At 67.2% G+C, this 19,471-nt stretch carries 16 protein-coding genes; all 16 read right to left on the reverse strand.

Going from position 1 to position 19,471, the window contains the following annotated elements; all coding sequences use genetic code 11:
- Positions 1–274: 274 nt before the first annotated feature.
- Positions 275–3,742, reverse strand: coding sequence for a DNA polymerase III subunit alpha (gene dnaE, locus E3O54_RS07710; RefSeq protein WP_134401332.1), 3,468 nt, complete (start codon positions 3,740–3,742; stop codon positions 275–277).
- 107 nt (positions 3,743–3,849) lie between these two features.
- A complete protein-coding gene (locus E3O54_RS07715) occupies positions 3,850–4,770 on the reverse strand; it encodes an RluA family pseudouridine synthase (protein WP_104099511.1) in 921 nt (306 codons plus the stop codon).
- 8 nt (positions 4,771–4,778) lie between these two features.
- Positions 4,779–5,336, reverse strand: coding sequence for a signal peptidase II (gene lspA / locus E3O54_RS07720; RefSeq protein ID WP_233191149.1), 558 nt, complete (start codon positions 5,334–5,336; stop codon positions 4,779–4,781).
- A complete protein-coding gene (locus tag E3O54_RS07725; RefSeq protein ID WP_104099513.1) occupies positions 5,326–5,928 on the reverse strand; it encodes a DivIVA domain-containing protein in 603 nt (200 codons plus the stop codon). The genes lspA and E3O54_RS07725 overlap by 11 nt, the downstream gene beginning before the upstream one ends.
- A gap of 144 nt (positions 5,929–6,072) precedes the next feature.
- Entirely contained in the window at positions 6,073–6,369 is a 297-nt protein-coding gene (locus E3O54_RS07730) for a YggT family protein (protein WP_104099514.1), read from the reverse strand.
- A gap of 8 nt (positions 6,370–6,377) precedes the next feature.
- A complete protein-coding gene (locus E3O54_RS07735) occupies positions 6,378–6,944 on the reverse strand; it encodes a cell division protein SepF (RefSeq protein WP_104099515.1) in 567 nt (188 codons plus the stop codon).
- Positions 6,945–6,979: 35 nt separating this feature from the next.
- Positions 6,980–7,675 carry a YggS family pyridoxal phosphate-dependent enzyme gene (locus E3O54_RS07740; RefSeq protein WP_134401322.1) on the reverse strand — a complete coding sequence of 232 codons (696 nt, stop codon included), beginning with the start codon at positions 7,673–7,675 and terminating at the stop codon, positions 6,980–6,982.
- A 34-nt stretch (positions 7,676–7,709) separates the two neighbouring features.
- Complete coding sequence (ftsZ, locus tag E3O54_RS07745) at positions 7,710–8,894, reverse strand: cell division protein FtsZ (RefSeq protein WP_104099517.1); 1,185 nt, start codon at positions 8,892–8,894, stop codon at positions 7,710–7,712.
- A gap of 141 nt (positions 8,895–9,035) precedes the next feature.
- The gene (locus E3O54_RS07750; protein WP_134401323.1) at positions 9,036–10,085 is read right to left on the reverse strand and encodes an FtsQ-type POTRA domain-containing protein; all 1,050 of its coding nucleotides are present in this window, start codon (positions 10,083–10,085) and stop codon (positions 9,036–9,038) included.
- A 13-nt stretch (positions 10,086–10,098) separates the two neighbouring features.
- Positions 10,099–11,496, reverse strand: a complete 1,398-nt coding sequence (murC, locus tag E3O54_RS07755; RefSeq protein ID WP_104099519.1) for a UDP-N-acetylmuramate--L-alanine ligase — start codon at positions 11,494–11,496, stop codon at positions 10,099–10,101.
- Positions 11,497–11,583: 87 nt separating this feature from the next.
- Entirely contained in the window at positions 11,584–12,654 is a 1,071-nt protein-coding gene (locus E3O54_RS07760) for a glycosyltransferase (protein WP_134401324.1), read from the reverse strand.
- On the reverse strand, positions 12,651–13,892 hold the full coding sequence (gene ftsW / locus E3O54_RS07765; protein ID WP_104099521.1) for a putative lipid II flippase FtsW: 1,242 nt from the start codon (positions 13,890–13,892) through the stop codon (positions 12,651–12,653). The genes E3O54_RS07760 and ftsW overlap by 4 nt, the downstream gene beginning before the upstream one ends.
- On the reverse strand, positions 13,861–15,417 hold the full coding sequence (gene murD / locus E3O54_RS07770; RefSeq protein WP_241976794.1) for a UDP-N-acetylmuramoyl-L-alanine--D-glutamate ligase: 1,557 nt from the start codon (positions 15,415–15,417) through the stop codon (positions 13,861–13,863). The genes ftsW and murD overlap by 32 nt, the downstream gene beginning before the upstream one ends.
- Positions 15,417–16,508, reverse strand: coding sequence for a phospho-N-acetylmuramoyl-pentapeptide-transferase (mraY, locus tag E3O54_RS07775; protein ID WP_134343348.1), 1,092 nt, complete (start codon positions 16,506–16,508; stop codon positions 15,417–15,419). Before mraY ends, murD begins: the two co-directional genes overlap by 1 nt.
- Positions 16,505–17,917: a UDP-N-acetylmuramoyl-tripeptide--D-alanyl-D-alanine ligase gene (gene murF, locus E3O54_RS07780; protein ID WP_134401326.1), complete on the reverse strand. Its 1,413-nt coding sequence runs from the start codon at positions 17,915–17,917 to the stop codon at positions 16,505–16,507. Before murF ends, mraY begins: the two co-directional genes overlap by 4 nt.
- Entirely contained in the window at positions 17,918–19,462 is a 1,545-nt protein-coding gene (locus E3O54_RS07785; protein ID WP_104099525.1) for a Mur ligase family protein, read from the reverse strand. It abuts the gene before it with no gap.
- Between the last annotated feature and the right edge of the window lie 9 nt (positions 19,463–19,471).

Below are 19,471 nucleotides of genomic sequence, written 5' to 3' on the forward strand. Positions count from 1 at the left end.
CTTGAGTTTCTGTTCCTAGACAGTCAGAAACCTAGACAGGAAGCGGCGTGCGGCCGTTAAGGCGCTCCGAAACACCCACAGATGAAGCAGGAGAGCCGAAATTGTGGCCGAATCGGCCCCATTCCACCCCGAGAAAGCGGTTTCACACGAGAATCTCCGTCGAATTGGTTCGACACCGGGCACTTCGCGTCACGGGTGAGGAACAGCGTCCACGGCGTGCCGTCAGCTCTGACTTGCCGAGGGCGACACCAGCGGTCGGCCAGGACTCGCTCCTTTAGGTCAGGCAGTTCGGCCCGAGCAGGCTCTTGAGCTCCCCGAACAGGTCGGCGCTGATCTTCACATGATGGGGCAGCTCGAACACTCGCGCCGTATGGCCCTTCACCAGCTTGATCCGCACCTCGGAGCTGCCGATGTGGCGGGTGATGACTTCGCCCAGCGCCGTCACAGTGTCGGTCGTGGCCCGGGATTCTGCCAGCGTGACGGTCAGCGTGCCGGTGTCCGAGGCCAAGCCGAGTTCGGGCGCGAAAATGCTGTACGCGTGCAGGTTCATGCCATCGTCGCGCAGGCTCACCCGGCCCCGCACGACCACGACCGAGTCGCTGACCAGGTCGGACGAGAACTCCTGATAGGCCTTGCCCATGAACATCACGGCGATCTCCCCACCGAAATCCTCGACCTGGATGATGCCGTATTGGTTGCCCGACTTCTTCGCGATCCGGTGCTGCACGCTGGTGATCAGCCCGGCGATGGTGACGGTGTCGGCATCCTGCGTCTGCTCCGATCCCACCAGGTCCACGATGGTCGTGCTGGCGTGCTTGGCCAGCGGGAGCTCTAGCCCGGCCAGCGGATGGTCGGAGACGTAGAGCCCGAGCATGTCGCGTTCGAGCGCGAGCTTCTCCTTCTTGCTCCATTCGGGACGGTCGGGAACCTGCTCGCTCTCTTGCGGGTCGTCGAAGAGGCTATCGAAGTCGAAGCCGACCATGCCGTGCTGCTCGTCGCGCTTGATCTTGACGGCGGATTCGACCGCGGCTTCGTGGATCTCGAACATGGCCCGGCGGGTCGCGCCGAGCGAGTCGAATGCGCCGGCCTTGATCAAGGACTCGACCGTGCGCTTGTTCGCCACCGGGATCGGCACCTTGCGCAGGAAGTCGTGGAACGACTCGAACGCGCCCTTCTCGGTGCGGGCGGCGCGGATCGCGTCGACCACGTTGAATCCCACGTTGCGCACCGCGCCGAGCCCGAAACGGATGTCCGTGCCCACGGCCGCGAAGTACCCGATCGATTCATTCACGTCGGGTGGCAGAACCTGGATGCCCATCCGGCGGCACTCGTTCAGGTACAGCGCGAGCTTGTCGCGGGAGTCGCCGACGCTGGTCAGCAGCGCGGCCATGTACTCGGCCGGGTACTTCGCCTTGAGGTACGCGGTCCAGTACGAGAGCACCCCGTAGGCGGCCGAGTGCGCCTTGTTGAAGGCGTAATCGGAGAACGGCAGCAAAATGTCCCAGACGGTTTTCACCGCCTCCATGGAGTAGCCGTTGGCGACCATGCCGCCGGAGAAGCCCTCGAACTGCTTGTCCAGCTCCGACTTCTTCTTCTTGCCCATCGCGCGGCGCAGCAGATCGGCCTGGCCGAGAGAGAACCCGGCCAGCTTCTGCGCGATCGACATGACCTGCTCCTGGTACACGATCAGGCCGTAGGTGGTGCCGATGACGTCGGCCAGCGCCTCCTCGAGCTCCGGGTGGATCGGGATGATCTCCTGCTGGCCGGTCTTCCGCAGCGCGTAGTTGGTGTGTGAGTTGGCACCCATGGGGCCGGGCCGGTACAGCGCGATGACGGCCGAGATGTCTTCGAAATTGTCGGGTTTCATCAGGCGAAGCAGCGATCGCATGGGCCCGCCGTCGAGTTGGAACACCCCGAGGGTATCGCCACGGGCGAGCAGTTCGTAGGCGGCCGGGTCTTCGAGCCCCAACTCTTCGAGTACGGGCCGGTGCCCGCGGTTCACGGCGATGTTGTCGAGGGTGTCGTCGATGATGGTGAGGTTGCGCAATCCCAGGAAGTCCATCTTGATCAGGCCGAGGGCCTCAGAGGCCGGGTAGTCGAATTGGGTGACGACCTGGCCATCCGCTTCACGCTTCATGATCGGGATGATGTCGATCAGCGGGTCGGAGCTCATGATCACCCCGGCGGCGTGCACGCCCCACTGACGCTTGAGGTTCTCGAGGCCGAGGGCGGTGTCGAAGACGGTGCGGGCCTCGGGGTCGGACTCGATCACGGCGCGGAAATCGGCGGCCTCGCGGTAGCGCGCGTGGTCCTTGTCGAACATGCCGATCAGGGGCACGTCCTTGCCCATGATCGCCGGCGGCATGGCCTTGGTGAGCTTGTCCCCCATACCGAAGGGGAAGCCGAGCACCCGGGACGCATCCTTGAGGGCCTGCTTGGCCTTGATCGTGCCGTAGGTGACGATCTGGGCGACGCGCTCCTCGCCGTACTTCTCGGTCACGTAGTGGATGACCTCGCCGCGGCGTCGCTCGTCGAAGTCCACGTCGAAGTCGGGCATGGAGACGCGGTCAGGGTTCAGGAACCGCTCGAAGATCAGCCCGTGCACGAGCGGGTCCAGGTCGGTGATGCCCATGGCGTAGGCGACCATCGAACCGGCGCCCGACCCACGGCCGGGACCTACCCGGATGCCCTGCTGTCTGGCCCACATGATGAAGTCGGCCACGACGAGGAAGTAGCCGGGGAAGCCCATCTGGATGATGATGCCGATCTCATAGTCGGCTCGTTTGCGCACATCGTCCGGGATGCCGTTCGGGTAGCGCTTGGCCAGCCCGATCTCGTTCTCCTTGACGAACCAGCTCTCCTCGTTCTCCCCCTCCGGGCAGGGGAACCGGGGCATGTAGTTGGCCTTGGTGTTGAACTCCACCTGGCAGCGTTCGGCGATCAGCAGCGTGTTGTCGCAGGATTCCGGGTGCTCGCGGAAGAGATGCCGCATCTGCGCGGCGGTCTTCAGGTAGAACTCGTTCGAGTCGAACTTGAAGCGGTTCGGGTCGTCGAGCGTCGAGGCCGACTGCACGCAGAGCAGGGCCGCATGGGCGGTCGCGTCGTGGGCGTGGGTGTAGTGCAGGTCGTTGCTGGCCACGAGCGGCAGGTTGAGTTCGCCGGCGAGTTTGAGCAGGTCGGTCATGGTGCGGCGCTCGATGTCGATGCCGTGGTCCATGATCTCGCAGAAGAAGTTCTCCTTGCCGAAGATGTCCTGAAATTCCCCGGCCGCCTTCTTCGCCTCGTCGTACTGGCCGAGGCGCAGGCGGGTCTGCACTTCGCCGCCCACGCACCCGGTCGTGCCGATCAACCCGTCCGAGAACTCGGCGAGCAGTTCCCGGTCCATCCGGGGCTTGAAGTAGTACCCCTCCAGGCTGGCCTTGGACGACAGCCGGAACAGGTTGTGCATACCGGCCGTAGTCTCCGAGAGCAGCGTCATGTGCGTGTACGAACCGGCGCCACCGACGTCGTCACGGTTCTGACCGCTGGTTCCCCAGCGCACCCGGGTCTTGTCTCGTCGGTTGGTTCCGGGGGTGATGTACGCCTCGGTGCCGATGATCGGCTTGATGCCGGCCTCCGTCGCGGTTCGCCAGAAATCGAACGCACCGAACACGTTGCCGTGGTCGGTGATGGCGACCGCCGGCATCCCCTGCTCGATGGCCGCGTTGATCAGCGGTTTGACCCGCGCCGCGCCGTCGAGCATCGAGTACTCGCTATGCACGTGCAGGTGCACGAAGGAATCTGTCGATCCACCCGACTTATTCTGAGAGGACAAAACGGCTCCGAGGTGTTGTAATTGGGCGCTACGCGTCAGGCGTCGCGCAGCACGTCGAGGGCGTGCGCGAGGTCGGCCGGGTAGTCGGTGGTGAAGGTGACCCACTCCCGAGTGTCCGGGTGGTGGAACGCCAGCTGCTTGGCGTGCAGCCACTGGCGGGTCAGGCCGAGGCGCGCCGTGATCGAGGGATCCGCGCCGTACATGGCGTCACCCACGCACGGATGTCGCTGGGCGGCCATGTGCACCCGGATCTGATGTGTGCGCCCCGTCTCCAAATGCACCTCCACCAGTGACGCCGAGGGGAAGGCCTCGAGCGTCTCGTAGTGCGTGACGGAATCCTTGCCGCCGGCGATGACCGCGAACTTCCAGTCCGACCGCGGGTGGCGCCCGATCGGCGCGTCGATCGTGCCCGTGCTCGGATCGGGGTGACCCTGAACGACGGAGTGGTAGATCTTCTCGACCTCGCGGTCATGGAAGGCGCGCTTGAGCGCCGTGTACGCGGTCTCCGACTTGGCGACGACCATCAGACCGCTGGTACCCACGTCGAGGCGGTGCACGATCCCGGCCCGCTCGCTGGCCCCGGAGGTGGCGATGCGGTAGCCGGCCGCGGAGAGCGCGCCGACCACGGTGGGACCGGTCCAGCCCACACTCGGATGCGCGGCCACCCCGGACGGCTTGTTGATGACCACGATGCTCTCGTCGTCGTGCACGATCGTGAGATCCGGCACTGGGATGGGCACGATCGCCAGGGCCTCCTTGGGCTGCCAGGACACCTCCAGCCACGCACCGCCGTGCAACCGGTCGGATTTACCGGCCACGACCCCGTCCAACGTGACTCCGCCGGCCTCGCAGACTTCGGCCGCGAAGCTGCGCGAGAAGCCGAAGAGCTTGGCGATGCCGGCGTCGACGCGGACTCCGGCGAGTCCGTCCGGAAGAGGAAGGGAGCGTGTTTCCATGGCGAGAATCAGGATGCTATCTGGGTGGGGGTGGATTCGGACGGGTCCGAGGCGTCGGTGCGGCGACCGTCGAGGCCGATTCCGCGAATGGTCAGATACATGAAGATGATCATGCTCGACACGATCGCCATGTCCGCCACGTTGTAGATGGCGGGGATCAGCCAGGGCGTGGAAATGAAGTCGATCACGTGACCGAGGCCGAAGGACGGCTCCCTCAGCAGCCGGTCGGTCAGGTTGCCGAGCACGCCGCCGAGCAGGAGCCCGAAGACGACAGACCAGGCCAAAGAGCGGATGCGCCCGGCGAACCAGACGATGAGCACCACCACGGCCACGGCGATGATCGAGAAGATCCACGTCATGCCGGCTGCCAGGGAAAAGGCAGCGCCCGGGTTCCGGACGAAGTGCATTTGCAGCACGTCTCCCAGAACCCGGACGATGTCACCCTCGGTCAGTCTGCTGACGATGAGGTACTTACTGATTTGATCCAGAGCGTAAATCCCCAGGGCCACGACGGCCAGGAGGATCAACGCACCGGGGCGCTTCTTCGTTCGAACCTTAGGCGCCAAAGCTCTGGAAGCTCGACTTCGAAGCGTTGCTCGACTCGACCGGCGACGTGGCGTCGAGGTCGCGCAGCTGGGTCTCGATGTAGCTCTTCAGCTTCTGGCGGTACTCGCGCTCGAAGGTGCGCAGATCGTCGATCTTGGTCTCGAGGACGGAGCGCTCCTGGTCGAGAATGCTGAGTTGCGCGCGCTGCTTGGCTTCGGCCTCGGCGACGAGACGGGCTGCGGTGGCGTGGCCTTCGGCGATAAGTGCATCGCGCTTCTCGGCACCCTCCTTGACATGCTCCTCGTGCAGGCGACGAGCCAGCTGGAGAAGGTTGGTCGTGCCGGCGGTCTCGTCGATGGGCCCGGCGACAACCGGTGCGGCCACGACGGCGGGAGCCACGACGGGCTCCGCGACGGCCTCGGGCGCCGGTGCGACCTCCGCTGCGCCGCCAGAGCTGACGCGAGCCTTGAGCTCCTCGTTTTCCGCAGTCAGTCGGCGAAGTTCAACGACGACCTCGTCGAGGAAGTCATCGACCTCGTCCTGATCGTATCCTTCGCGGAACTTAGTCGACTGGAACCGCTTGTTGACTACATCTTCCGGAGTTAGCGCCATGGCTTTCCACCCTTAAAACTCGAGTTGCGAACATTGTGTTTGCGTTCAACCAACGCTATCAAGGTCCGACGCGTAGTCGGACCGCGTCAGCCCGGCACGCCGTCGGACAAGAATACATGCCCAGTCCGGGGCGCGAGGTATCGGTCAGCGCATGAGCCCGGTGATCGACATGCCGACGATGACGCAGAGCATGGTGATGCTCCAGCCGAAGTCGAAGGCGATCGGGCCGACCCGAAGCGGCGGCAGGAGCCGGCGGAAGAACTTGATCGGCGGGTCGGTCAGGGAATAGGCCAACTCGATCACGACGAGCAGGGGGCCCTGCGGCCGCCAAGACCGGTTGACACTGCGTACGAGGTCGATGATGAACCGACCCCACATCACGAAGAAGTAGAGCAGGAGGGCGTAGTAGGCGATCGCACCGATCAGGCTGACGGCAAACACGGCGGTAACTACGACTGCGCGAAGAAGGACGCCTCGGCATCGGAGTCCTCCGCGGCATTGTCGCCGGACACGACAACGTGGGACGGGGAAAGCAGGAAGACCTTCGCCGTGACGCGCTCGATCTTCCCGTACAGACCCTGGGACAGTCCGCTGGCGAAGTCGATCAGGCGGCGCGCATCGGCGTCGCTCATCTGAGACAGGTTGATGATGACCGGGATTCCATCGCGGAAGGACTCCGCGATCACCTGAGCGTCCTTATACTGACGCGGGTGGACGGTGAGGATTTCATTCATGTCTGAGGCAGCCACATTCTTCGGAGCGGAGGTCTTGCGCAGCGGTGTCACCGATGCGCGACCGGCCGAGGCGGGTGCGCCGGCGGTGTGTGACGACGACGCGGACGACGCGGCGTGCGAGGAATTCGGGGCGGAGTGGGGAGCAGCGGACTTCGATGCCGCAGCGCCGGTCGCCGTCGAGTGAGTGGCCGTCGATGCGGGCGCAGCAGTGGGCGCCTCGTACTCGAGTTCCTCGTCTGCCAGACCCAGGTAAACCATGGTTTTCTTGAGCGGGTTGGACATCTCGACCTCCGTGTTGGTGATTCTTCTTGTCCAGATTAACCGGATACCGGGCGATTCCCGGTGATTGCTGTGCCAATTCGAAGGTGTGTCGCCCCTTCGATGATCGCCTCCGCGTAGTCCTGGGACATGCCCATGGACAAGGATTTCGCGTTCGGCGCGAACTGCTGAATCTGCTCGCCCAGTTCGCGAACCCGGGCGAAGGATGGGCGCGGTTCGGCACCGAGCGGGGCCACCGCCATCAGCCCGATCAGCCGCAGTCCGGCCGTGGAGAGCACGTGCTCGACGAGCTTGGGCAGTTCCCCCGGAGCGACTCCGCCGCGAGACGGGTCATCCGTGAGGTTCACCTGCACGAAGCAGTCGACGACCGAATCCTCCGACGCCAATGCATCGACCAGTGATGCTCGATCCACGGAGTGAATGACGTCGGCGTAGGCCCGCACCTGCCGGGCCTTCTTCCCCTGCACCTGGCCCACGAAATGCCAGGTGAGGTCGAGCTGGAGGAGCTCGGCGGCCTTGGCCTGGGCTTCCTGGTGGCGGCTTTCCCCGAAGTTGCGCACGCCGAGGGCGGCAAGTTCCTGGAGGAGCGAGACGGGCTGGAACTTGGTCACGACGATCGTGGTGAGCTCCGCCGGGTCGCGCCCGGCGGCGGCAGCCGCGGCGACGATCCCACCCTGAACGGCGGTCAACCGTTCCGCGAGGCCACCGGCCCCGAGCCTGACCGACTCACTCATCTGGTTGCCATCGGCATTCTCGCTGCCTGCGGCACTACTTGAGGAAGTCCGGGATGTCCAGGTCGTCCGGGTCTTCCTCGAAGGCCGGGTCGGCCACTGCCGCACCGGGCTCGACGCCGGACCAGACCGACGAGGCCGCGGCATCCGTGTAGGGAGCCGAGTCGGTCGCGCCGACCGCCGCAGCACCCGCCGTGCCCACGCCCGCGCCGACCGCGACACCGGCGGCGACCAGGTCTGCGCGGCGCACCTCGACCGCCTTGGCACCGGGCTCACCGCCGTCGAATCCGGCAGCGATGACGGTAACCCGCACCTCGTCACCCAGGGTGTCGTCGATGACGGCACCGAAGATGATGTTGGCTTCCGGGTGCACGGCTTCCTGCACGAGGCGAGCGGCGTCGTTGATCTCGAAAATTCCGAGGTTGGAGCCACCCTGGATCGAGAGCAGCACGCCATGGGCGCCGTCGATCGAGGCCTCGAGCAGCGGGGACGCAACGGCGAGTTCGGCCGCCTTGATGGCTCGGTCCGCGCCGCGGGACGAGCCGATACCCATCAGCGCGGAGCCGGCACCCTGCATGACCGACTTGACGTCGGCGAAGTCGAGGTTGATCAGACCGGGGGTGGTGATCAGGTCGGTGATGCCCTGCACGCCGGCCAGGAGCACCTGGTCAGCCGTGGCGAAGGCCTCGAGCATGCTGATTCCGCGGTCGCTGATCTCCAGCAGGCGGTCGTTCGGCACGACGATGAGGGTGTCGACCTCGTTCTTGAGGGAGGCGACGCCGGCCTCGGCCTGAGCCTGGCGGCGCTTGCCCTCGAAGCCGAAGGGTTTGGTGACGACACCGATGGTGAGCGCGCCGATGGACTTGGCGATGCGGGCGACGACCGGCGCACCGCCGGTGCCCGTTCCACCACCCTCGCCGGCCGTGACGAAGACCATGTCCGCGCCGGCCAGAGCCTCTTCGATTTCTTCGGCGTGATCCTCGGCGGCGCGGCGGCCGACCTCAGGGTCGGCGCCGGCGCCCAGGCCGCGGGTGAGATCGCGGCCCACGTCGAGTTTGACGTCGGCGTCGCTCATCAGCAGCGCCTGGGCATCCGTGTTGATGGCGATGAACTCGACTCCGCGGAGGCCGAGCTCGATCATGCGGTTGACGGCGTTGACACCGCCGCCACCGATTCCAACAACCTTGATGACTGCGAGGTAGTTCTGATTTGTTGTTGACACGTCCGGCCTCCGGTGGAACCCTAAACCTCTTGTCGAAGTTTAAAGTTATGCTGAGTATGCAATTCCTGCTTAGAAAGTTATGCGCCAGCCGAACAGGCTCGGGGAGGCGCGCCCGCGTGTCGCGAAGATCCAACCAAGATCTCAGCGGAGAACGGCGCTATCCGGGGAAGACACGTCGTACTCGCCGACGCTGCCGACCGGGTGGCTCACGATCAGGGCCGCGAGCACGACCGCCTTGAAGTCCGACTTCTCCGCACTCCCCCACACAACGCGCGCGCCGCCCACGAGCGTGAGGGTGACGTCGTCCGTGGTGGCGGCGGTGACGGTGTCGAGGGTGGAACGGATGTCTGCCGGCAGGGCCGCGATCACGGCAGCCGCCGCCCGGAAGCCGGCACTGCCGACCCCGGCCCGCGCATCGATCGTGGCGTACCCGGCGGGGCGCTCCGCGCTGCTCTGGATCACTACCCCGGCCGCGTCGACCAGGTCGAACCCGGACTCGGTCACGAGGGCGCCGACGGGCTCCCTCTCGACGACGCGCACGACGAGGGTGTTCGGCGGACGGCTCTCGGTGACGTAGCTCTGGATCAGGGTGAAGGCGGACAGCTCCTTTTGCACCGCGTCGAAGTCCACGAGCGGCAACGGCGTGCCCAGCTGGTCGTCGAGGGCCGATCGGATCTTCTCGGAGGGTACCCGGTTCGCCCCGACGACCTCAATGGTGCGAAGCGCCATCAGGGGCGAGAAGGTGCCGACGAGCACGAAGGCGACGAGCGCGGCCAGGGTGCCGAGCGCCGCCAGCCAGACGTTGCGCCGCCGACGGGAGCGCCAGGTGAAGCGGCGCACCTCCTCCCGTTCATAGAGTTTGCGGGCACGACGGGCGGCCCGGAGCTTGCGTCTGGCCCCGGCCGGAGTCAGCGCAGAGTCGTGGGGCTCCGTGGGTGCGAACGCGGACGAAGGGGAAGAGTCCGGCGCCCGCAGCCGGGACACGGGTGCGATCGTGTCGGCGGCGGGAAGCGTGATCGGCTCGGTATTCGTGTGGTCGCTGTGACCGCTCGACTGGCGTCCTCCCGGCTTGGGACGGGCTGTCTTCGCTGCGGCTGGCTTCGCCCCGGCGCTCTTCGCGGCGGTCGTCTTCGGCCCGCCGGTCCGCTCAGCGCCTGCCGGCGGGCGGTCGTAGCCCTCGGGCCGCTTCATGATCGTCGGCGGGTCATCCGCGCGCCTGCGTGAGCGAGGCGAGCAGCTGGGGAACGATCCGGTAGACGTCGCCGCAGCCGAGGGTGACGACGAAGTCGCCGTCCCGGGCGATCGAGGCGACGTAGTCGGCGGCCTCCTGCCAGTCGGGCACGTAGACGACCTTGCCGGCATCCGTGAACCGTTCGGAAACGAGGGCGCCGGTCACGCCGGGCTCCGGGTCTTCTCGGGCGCCGTACACGCCGAGGACGACGGTCTGGTCCGCCTTCTCCTCAAGCGTCTGGGCGAATTCCTGGGCGAACAGCCGAGTGCGGCTGTAGAGGTGCGGCTGATGCACGGCGATGATCCGGCCGCGGCCGACCACCGTGCGGGCGGCGGACAACGCCGCGGCCACCTCGGTGGGGTGGTGGGCGTAGTCGTCGTAGACGCTGACCCCACCCACGGTGCCGTGCAATTCGAAGCGGCGCTCGGTGCCGCCAAAACCCGAGATGGCGGCCAGGGACGCCTCCGGGGCGAAACCGAGGCCGACGAGCACCGCGAAGGCGCCGGCGGCGTTGATGGCGTTGTGCCGACCTGGGATTCGGAGGGTGGCGAAGTAATCGCTTCCGGCCCAGGCCACGCCGAAACGTACCGGTCCGTCGGTGACGACCGAGTGCACGCGCACGTCGGCCGCGGCGTCCTCGCCGAAGGTGATGACCCGTTTGCCGGCGAGCTTGCCCGTCACGCTGACCGCGCCGGCGTCGTCGGAGGAGATGACCACGAACTCGGTCGCGTTCTGTGCGAATTCGACGAACGCGGCCTCGAAGGCCTCGAGCGAACCGTAGTGGTCGAGGTGGTCAGGGTCGACGTTGGTGACCAGGGCGACGGCCGTGTTGTAGAGCAGGAACGAGCCGTCCGACTCGTCGGCTTCGACCACGAAGAGGTCGTCGGTGCCCGCGCCGGCCGACACGCCGAGCGATTCGATCACACCGCCATTGACGAAGCTGGGATGCGTTCCCAGGCCGAGCAGGCCGGTCACGATCATGCCGGTCGAGGTGGTCTTGCCGTGGGCGCCCGCGACGGCGACGAGGCGGTGCTTCTCGATCAGCCAGGCAAGCGCCTGGGAGCGGTGCAGCACGGGGAGGCCGCGTTCGTTCGCCAGCACGTATTCCGGGTTGTCCTGCCAGAGTGCCCCCGTGACGACGAGGCTGTCGGCTTCGCCGACATTCTCAGCGGCGTGGCCGATCGCGATGTGGGCTCCCAGCTCGCGCAGGGCGAGCACGTTGTCGGACTCGCGCACATCCGAGCCGGTCACGGTATGCCCGGCGGCGAGGAACAGCCGTGCGATCCCACTCATCCCGGAGCCGCCGATGCCCACGAAATGCACCGTGCCGAGGTCACGGGGAATGGTGAGGTTCAGGTCGGGCTTGATCACGGTTGCTGGCTCTTCTCAGTCGGAGACGAATGCTGGTGTGCGTTCGGTGCTGGTGTTCTGGTGCTGGAACAACGTTAGCCGCTGTGATCAGGCGAGGGCGGCGTGGATGAAGTCGGTCATTCGGACCGAGCCGTCGAGTCCCCCGACGGATGCCGCCGCGACGCCCATCCGGCGCACGCGCTCCCGGTCGGTGAGCACGGGAACGAGCTCGTGCTGCACCCAGTTCGGCACGAAGTCCGCATCGTCGACGAGGATCCCGCCGCCGGCGCGCACGACGTCCGCCGCGTTGAAGCGCTGCTCGCCGTTGCCGACGGGGTACGGCACGTAGACGGCCGGGATGCCGAGGGCGCTGAGTTCGCACACGGTTCCGGCGCCGGCCCGGGACACCGCGAAGTCCGCCGCGGACAGCGCCAGGTCCATCCGGTCGCAGTAGGAGATCAGGCGGTAGTGGTGCAGACCTGGGTCTGTCACCTCCGACTTCTCACCGGTGATGTGCAGCACCTGCCAGCCGGCCCTGATCAGACCGGGAGCCGAGGAAGCGATGGTGTTGTTCAGGCGCCGAGCGCCCAGGGATCCGCCGGTGACCAGCAGGGTGGGGCGGTCGGCGTCGAGGCCGAAGAACGCCAAGGCCTCCGGGCGCGCCTGAGCCCGGTCAAGCTCGGCGATCTCGGGTCGCAGCGGCATCCCGACGACGGTCGGGTGGCGGATCCGGGTGCCGGGAAAGGCCACCGCGACATGGCGGGTGAACCAGGCGCCGAGCCGGTTGGCCAGCCCGGCCCGGAAATTGGCCTCGTGGATGACGATCGGCACCCCCGCCCGGCGTGCCGCGAAGTAGGCCGGGGTCGAGACGTAGCCGCCGAACCCGACGACGACGTCGACCGTGCGGAACCGGATCAGATCGGCCACGTCGCCAATGGCACGGTTCAGCCGTGGCAAAAAGGAGAGGGCCTGTCGGTTCGGCCGGCGTGGGAAAGGCAGTCGGGGAACGAAGACGAGCTCGTAGCCGCGGGCCGGCACCAGGCGGGCCTCGAGGCCCTCCCTGGTGCCGAGAACGATGACTGTCGCATCCGGTTCCCGGCTCATGATGGTGTCGGCGACGGCCAGCAACGGGTTCACGTGGCCGGCGGTTCCGCCCCCGGCCAGCAGATAGGTGGTCACTCTCGGGCTCCTGACGTGTCGGTCGACATGGCGGTGCGTCGTGGCGGCTCCGCGTGGTCGCCCCGGGTGAATGAGAGCACGATGCCGATCGCACCGAGGGTCGTGAGCAGGGCGGTGCCGCCGGCGGACACCAACGGGAGCGGAACACCCAGCACCGGGAACACGCCCAGGACCACGCCGATGTTGACGAAGGCCTGGCCGATCAGCCAGACGAGCACGGCGGCCGTCGACACGCGGGCCTGCAGGCTCGTGCTGGTGCGCATGATGCGCAGGAACGCGAAGGCCAGCAGGATGAACATGAATAGGACGACGATGGCCCCGATCAGTCCGAGTTCTTCGCCGACGATGGCGAAGATGTAGTCGTTGTCGGCCGCGGGCAGCCAGGACCACTTCGCTTTGGAGTTGCCGAGCCCAACGCCGAAGATCCCGCCGTTGGCGAGTGCCCAGGTGCCGTGCAGCGGCTGCCAGCAGGGTGCCGAGATGGGGCCGTCGAGCTCTTCGCAGCCGGCTCCCATGAAGCTCAGGATGCGCGTCATCCGGTTCGTGCTCGTCAATGCCATCAGAACCGCGAGCACGACCCCGGCGCCGAGAGGCACTGCCAGGAGGCGCAGTCGAACGCCGGCGAAGAACAGGGCTCCGAAGAGGATACCGGCCATGATCAGGACGGTTCCGAGGTCACCGCCGATGAGCACGAGCAGCACGGCGCCGCCGCCCACGCCGAAAACCGGAATGTACACGTGGCGCCAGTCGTCGAGCCGTTTCTCCTTCTGCGACAGGATCATGCCCAGCCAGACGACGAGGGCGAGTTTGATCGCCTCGGAGGGCTGGAACTGGACTCCGCCGACCGACAGCCAGTTGGTGTTGCCGGCCACCTCGACGCCCAGCGGCGTGAACACGACCAGGCATTGCAGGAGACAGGCGACGATGAGCAACGGCCACGCCACACGCCGCCAGAACTTCAGCGGCAGGTGGCTGATCATCAGCATCACCGGAACGCCGATCAGCGCGAATCCCCCCTGGCGCAGGACGGTGCCGAAGAAGCCGGTGTTCTCCAGGTAGGAGTCGACCGAGGAAGACGACAGCACCATGACCAGGCCGAACACGACGAGGAACAGGGTCGTGCCGAGCAGCAGGAAATAGCTCGCGGACTCGGCCTTGAACACCCGGCCGAAATGAATTCGGGTGGAGGCGACGGGCGCGGCCTGCCTAGGCGCCGGGGTTCGAGGCGGAGTCTTCATCCGCCTCACCTCCCAGGTGGTCCCGTACGGCTTCTGCGAACAACCGGCCCCGCTGGGCGTAGTCGGTGAACTGGTCCATAGACGCCGCGGCCGGGGCCAGCAGCACAACGTCGCCGGTTTCTGCGAGACCGGCCGCGAGGCGGACCGCCCCGGGCATCACCTGACCAGTGTCGTCGGCGTCGATCTCGAACACCGGCAGCTCCGGCGCGTGTCGCGCGAATGCGTCCCGTAACACGGAGCGGTCGGCTCCGATGATCACGGCCCCGCGCAGGTGGCCGACGTGCCGGGCTACCAGGTCATCGACATCGACGTCCTTGAGCAGGCCGCCGACCAGCCAGACGACGGTCTCGAAAGCGGTGAGCGAAGCATCCGCCGCATGCGGGTTGGTGGCCTTCGAGTCGTCGATCCAGCGGATGCCGGCAAACTCGGCAACGATCTCGATCCGGTGCGCGTCGAGGCGGAAACCCTCCAGGGCGTCGTGGATGACGCCGGGCGCGACGCCGAAGGACCGGGCCAGAGCGCTGGCAGCGAGGATGTCAGCGAGCAGGTGCGGCGCGCTGAGCCCGTGGGCCCGGAGTTCCGGCGCGGTGGTGATCTCGATGGCGGTCTCGAACCGGTCCTCGTGGAACGCGCGGTCGCAAAGGATGCCCTCGACGATGCCGAAGTCGCTGGGCCCGGGGGCGCCGAGGCCGAAGCCGATGGCCCGGGCACCCTCCTGCACGTCGGCGTCCTCGACCATACGGATGGTCGCGGCATCCGCCTTGTTGTAGACGCAGGCCACCTGGGTATTGGCGTAGACGGTTGCTTTCGCATCGCGGTACGCCTCGGCCGAACCGTGCCAGTCGAGGTGGTCGTCGGCGATGTTGAGGCAGACGCTGGAGAACGGCACGAGGGCGCCGGGACCGGTGCGGGGCAGGTGGTGAAGCTGGTAGCTGGAGAGTTCGACCACGAGCACGTCCCAGCCGTGCGGGTCGCGCACGGCGTCGAGGACGGGCACACCGATGTTGCCGCAGGGTGCGACGCGCAGGCCGGCGGCGGCGAGCATGGTGGCCGTCAGCTGCACGGTGGTGGTCTTGCCGTTGGTGCCGGTGACGAGGATCCACTCGGCCGCGGGCCCGACCTTGTCCCGCAGGCGCCAGGCCAGCTCGATGTCTCCCCAGACCGGTACCCCGGCCCGAGCGGCCCAGAGCAGCAGAGCGTGGTCGGGGTGGTAGCCGGGCGAGGCGATCAGAACCTCCGGCCGGTGCCGGGTCAGTTCATGCGGAACGACGCCCGGCGCGGCCTGCACCAGTCCCGCCCCGATCACGTCGAGCAGGCGGATGGTGTCGGCAGGAGCGTCCCCCGCCACGACGAGCACATCCGCGCCCAGTTCGACGAGGGTGTCGGCGGCTGCGAAGCCGGTGACGCCCAGACCGAGCACGGCGACATGGAGGCCGGACCAGTCGGAGTGCCAGCTGGTCAACCCGTCGAGGCGCGCGGCGTCAGCCCCAGCGGGCCCGACCTCATCGGCGTGGCGACCAGCCACTAGCTGGCCAGCCATTCGAGGTAGAAGGTGCCGACGCCGGCGGCCACGAACAGCCCGCCGATGATCCAGAAACGCACCACCACGGTGACCTCGGCCCAGCCCTTGAGCTCGAAGTGGTGATGGATGGGGCTCATCAGGAAGATGCGCTGGCCGCGGGTCACCTTGAAGTAGGCGCGCTGCACGATCACCGATCCGGCCTCGATCACGAACAGGCCGCCGATCAGCACGAGCAGCAGTTCGGTGCGGCTCAGGATGGCCAGGGCGGCGAGGGCGCCGCCGATGCCGAGCGAACCGGTGTCGCCCAGGAAGATCTTGGCCGGCGAGGTGTTCCACCAGAGGAAGCCGATCAGGCCGCCGACGATGGCCGCGGAGACGATGGCCAGGTCGAGCGGGTCCCGAACGTCGTAGGCGCGGTAGAGGTCGGCGATGTCCGCTCCCCCGAAGCGGGCCTGGTTGGACTGCCAGAAGCCGATCACGATGAACGCGCCGATCGACAGGATCGACGACCCGGTGGCGAGCCCGTCGAGGCCGTCGGTGACGTTGACGCCGTTGGACGTGGCCGTCACGATCAGACAGATCCACAGCACGAACAGGGAGATGCCGATGATGCTGCCCAATTGCATGAAGTCCAGCGGCAGATCTCGCAGGAACGAGATTTTAGTCGACGCCGGCGTGACGCCGTTGGCGTTCGGAAACTGGATGGCCAGGATGGCGAACGTGCCGGCCACGAGAACCTGGCCGGTGATCTTGGCCCAGCCGCCGAGCCCGAGGCTGCGCTGGTTCCGCGTTTTCAGGAAGTCGTCGACGAAGCCGACCATGCCGAGGCCCACCATCATGAACAGCACCAGCAGCGGCGACGCCGTGACCGGGGACCCGGTCAACCACATCGCCGAGAAATAGCTGACCAGGGCGCCGAGGATGATGATGATGCCCCCCATGGTGGCCGTGCCGCGCTTGGCGTGGTGGCTCTGCGGGCCGTCGTCGCGGATGAACTGTCCCCAGCCCAGCTTCTTGAACAGCCGGATGAACAGCGGCGTCAGCGACAGGGTGAAGACGAGGGAGAAGGCTCCGGCCATCAAAAGTGCTCTCACGAGAACCACTCTCCCAGACGGTCGCCCAAAAATCTCAGGCCGGCGGAATTGGAGGATTTCACCAGCACGGTGTCCCCCGGTTGCACTGTGGCGCAGAGCAGGTCGAAGGCCTCGTCGGCATTCTCGACGAAGGCCGACTCCCCGTCCCAGGATCCCTCGTTGATGGTGCTGATGTGCATGCGCCGCGCGCCGCGCCCGACCACGATGAGCTGGGAGATGTTGAGGCGCACGGCGAGCAGCCCGACGCGGTCGTGCTCCTCACCAGCCAGTTCGCCCAGCTCGCTCATCTCGCCGAGAACCGCGATGGTGCGCCGGCCGGGAACACCGATCTGAGCGAGGGTCTTGAGCGCCGCCGTCATGGAGTCCGGGCTGGCGTTGTAGGCGTCGTTGATGACGGTCACCCCGTCCCGGCCGCCCATGACCTGCATGCGCCAACGTTCGGCGGTCTGCACGGATTCGAGGGCGGAGACGATGTCGTCGATCGCGACTCCCAGGATCTCGGCGGCGGCGGCGGCGGCCAGAGCGTTCATGACATGGTGTTCGCCGAGCACCTGAAACGCCACCGGGCGGGACTGGCCCGAGGCCAGGTGCAGCGTGAACGTCGTTCCGGACGCGGAGGCGTGCACCGCGGTCGCGCGCACTCCCTCCTCGCCGTACTGGCCGAACCAGACGATCCGGGCCCGGGTGGAGGCGGCCATACCGGCGACGCGCGGGTCGTCGGTATTCAGCACGGCGACATCCGTCGCCAGCAGCTCGGTGACCATTTCGGTCTTCGCGCGGACCGTGGCTTCGATGCCTCCGAATTCGCCGGCATGGGCGAGGCCGACCTTGAGCACGATCCCGATGTCGGGACGGGCCATCCGGATGAGCCGGGCGATCTCTCCGACGCCGCTCGCACCCATCTCCGCCACCAGGAAACGGGTGTCGCGGGTCAGTTCGAGCATGGTCAGCGGCGCGCCGACCTCGTTGTTGAAAGATGCGCGGGCCGCGACGGTCGGGCCGACGCGCTCGAGCACGGCGCGGAGCAGGTTCTTCGTCGTGGTCTTGCCGTTGGATCCGGTGACGGCGACGATCTTGAGGTTGCCGGCTTCCCGCACGCGGGCCACGACGTCGGTGGCGAGGGCGCCGAGGGCGAGCACGGCGTCCGGCACGACGATCTGCGCCACGGGGAGATCAAGGTGTCGTTCGACGATCAGCAGGGTGGCGCCGCGTTCGACGGCGGCCGGGGCGAAGAGGTGGCCGTCAGTCACCGCACCGGGCTTGGCCACGAAGATGGAGCCGGGAACGGTGTCGCGCGAGTCGGTGTGCACCATTCCGTCGGTCACGGAGTCGATGCTCCGAGAGGTTCCGTCCAGGTGGAGCGTGCCGTCGACGGCCAAGGCGATCTGGCCCAGGGTCAGGGCGATCATCTACAGCCACCCCGCATCGCGCAGCGCCTGGCGGGAATCGTCCCGGGCGGAGTACGGAATCTTCACGCCGGCAACCTCGTGGTAATTTTCATGGCCGGGTCCCGCATACAAGATCGCGTCGCCTTCTTTCGCTAGGGACAGCGCCGTCCGGAACGCCGTCCGGGGGTCGGGCACCTCATGGAACTCTCCGCCGGGCACGGCCTCCCGTGCGGCAGCGAGCAGAGTGGCACGAATGGCCGCGGGGTCCTCGAACCGAGGGTGGAAGTCGGTGATCACGACGACATCCGCCCCGCGGGCAGCGATCGCCCCCATGTCCGCCCGTTTCGTGGTGTCGCGGTCGCCGTCGGCGCCGAAGACCATGATCAGTCGGCCGGGAGTGAACTTACGGATGGCGGCGAGGGTGTTCAGGAACGCGTCCGGGCTGTGCCCGTAGTCGATGTAGACGAGCGGTCCCGTGTCCCCGGAGATGCGCTCAGCGCGCCCGGGGATGTAGACGTCGATTCCGCCGTCACGATCGAGGGAATGGGCGATCGCCTCGAGGTCGTAGCCGGATTCGACCAGCATCAGGATGGCCAGGGCGGCGTTGGCGGCCATGAACCAGCCGACCAGGGGAACCCGGGTCTGCAGGCGGCGCCCTTCGGGGCCCTCGAGCAGGAACTCGGTGTACAGCGCGCTCTCGGAGACGATGGACATGTGCCAGTCGGCGGCGACGTCCGGGTTGCTGCTCAGGGTGGTGACGGGGATGCGGCACTCGTCGACGATCCGGCGGCCCCAGTCGGAGTCGACCGTGATGACGCCCCGCCGGGAGCGGTCGGGCTGGAACAGCTCGAGTTTGGCCTGGAAGTACTCGTCGAGGCCCGCGTAGTCGTCGAGGTGGTCGTGACTCAGATTCGTGAACCCGGCGACGTCGAAGACGAGCCCGTCCACGCGGTGGCGGGTCAGCGCCTGGGCGGACACCTCGATCGCAACGGCGCGCACCTCGGCCTCTCGCATGCGGGAGAGGAGGGCGTGCAGCTCGGTTGCCTCCGGGGTCGTCAGCGAGCTCACCACGGCGAGGTCGCCGATGCGGCGCTCGGCCGTCGAAGTGAGGCCGGCCACGACGCCCAGTTGGTTGAGCAGGGCGAAGAGGAGATAGACCACGCTGGTCTTGCCGTTGGTGCCGGTGACGGAGAAGAGCGTGGCCGGATTGGCGTCGGTGCGGTAGATCCAGGCGGCGACGGCACCGAGCGCGGCGCGCGCGTCCGGGGTCACCAGGATCGGCAGGCCGCTGTCGGCGGCCAGCACCGCCCCGGCCTCATCGGTCAAAATCGCGACCGCACCGGACTCGCGGGCGCCGGCGGCGTAGGACGCGCCATGACTCGCGCGCCCGGGAACGCCGACATAGAGGTCTCCGGGCTGAACGGTTCGGGAGCTCAGGCTCACGCCGGTGACCTCGAGGCCATCGACATCGCCGTGCACATACAGTTCGAATTCATCGACCAGTCCCGACAACGATCTGGGGACCGGATGCTGAGGACGGAGAGCCGAGGGTGCCAATTCGGTCACGGGGCTCGC

The organism is Cryobacterium sp. TMT2-4, from assembly GCF_004402575.1.
In the GTDB taxonomy this organism is placed as follows: domain Bacteria; phylum Actinomycetota; class Actinomycetes; order Actinomycetales; family Microbacteriaceae; genus Cryobacterium; species Cryobacterium sandaracinum.

Coding starts and splice junctions, on each gene's coding strand:
- dnaE (WP_134401332.1), bottom strand. CDS start 3,742: ATGCTCGACGGCGCGGCGCGGGTCAAACCGCTGATCAACGCGGCCATC.
- E3O54_RS07715 (WP_104099511.1), bottom strand. CDS start 4,770: ATGGAAACACGCTCCCTTCCTCTTCCGGACGGACTCGCCGGAGTCCGC.
- E3O54_RS07725 (WP_104099513.1), bottom strand. CDS start 5,928: ATGGCGCTAACTCCGGAAGATGTAGTCAACAAGCGGTTCCAGTCGACT.
- E3O54_RS07735 (WP_104099515.1), bottom strand. CDS start 6,944: ATGTCCAACCCGCTCAAGAAAACCATGGTTTACCTGGGTCTGGCAGAC.
- E3O54_RS07740 (WP_134401322.1), bottom strand. CDS start 7,675: ATGAGTGAGTCGGTCAGGCTCGGGGCCGGTGGCCTCGCGGAACGGTTG.
- E3O54_RS07750 (WP_134401323.1), bottom strand. CDS start 10,085: ATGAAGCGGCCCGAGGGCTACGACCGCCCGCCGGCAGGCGCTGAGCGG.
- ftsW (WP_104099521.1), bottom strand. CDS start 13,892: ATGAAGACTCCGCCTCGAACCCCGGCGCCTAGGCAGGCCGCGCCCGTC.
- murF (WP_134401326.1), bottom strand. CDS start 17,917: ATGATCGCCCTGACCCTGGGCCAGATCGCCTTGGCCGTCGACGGCACG.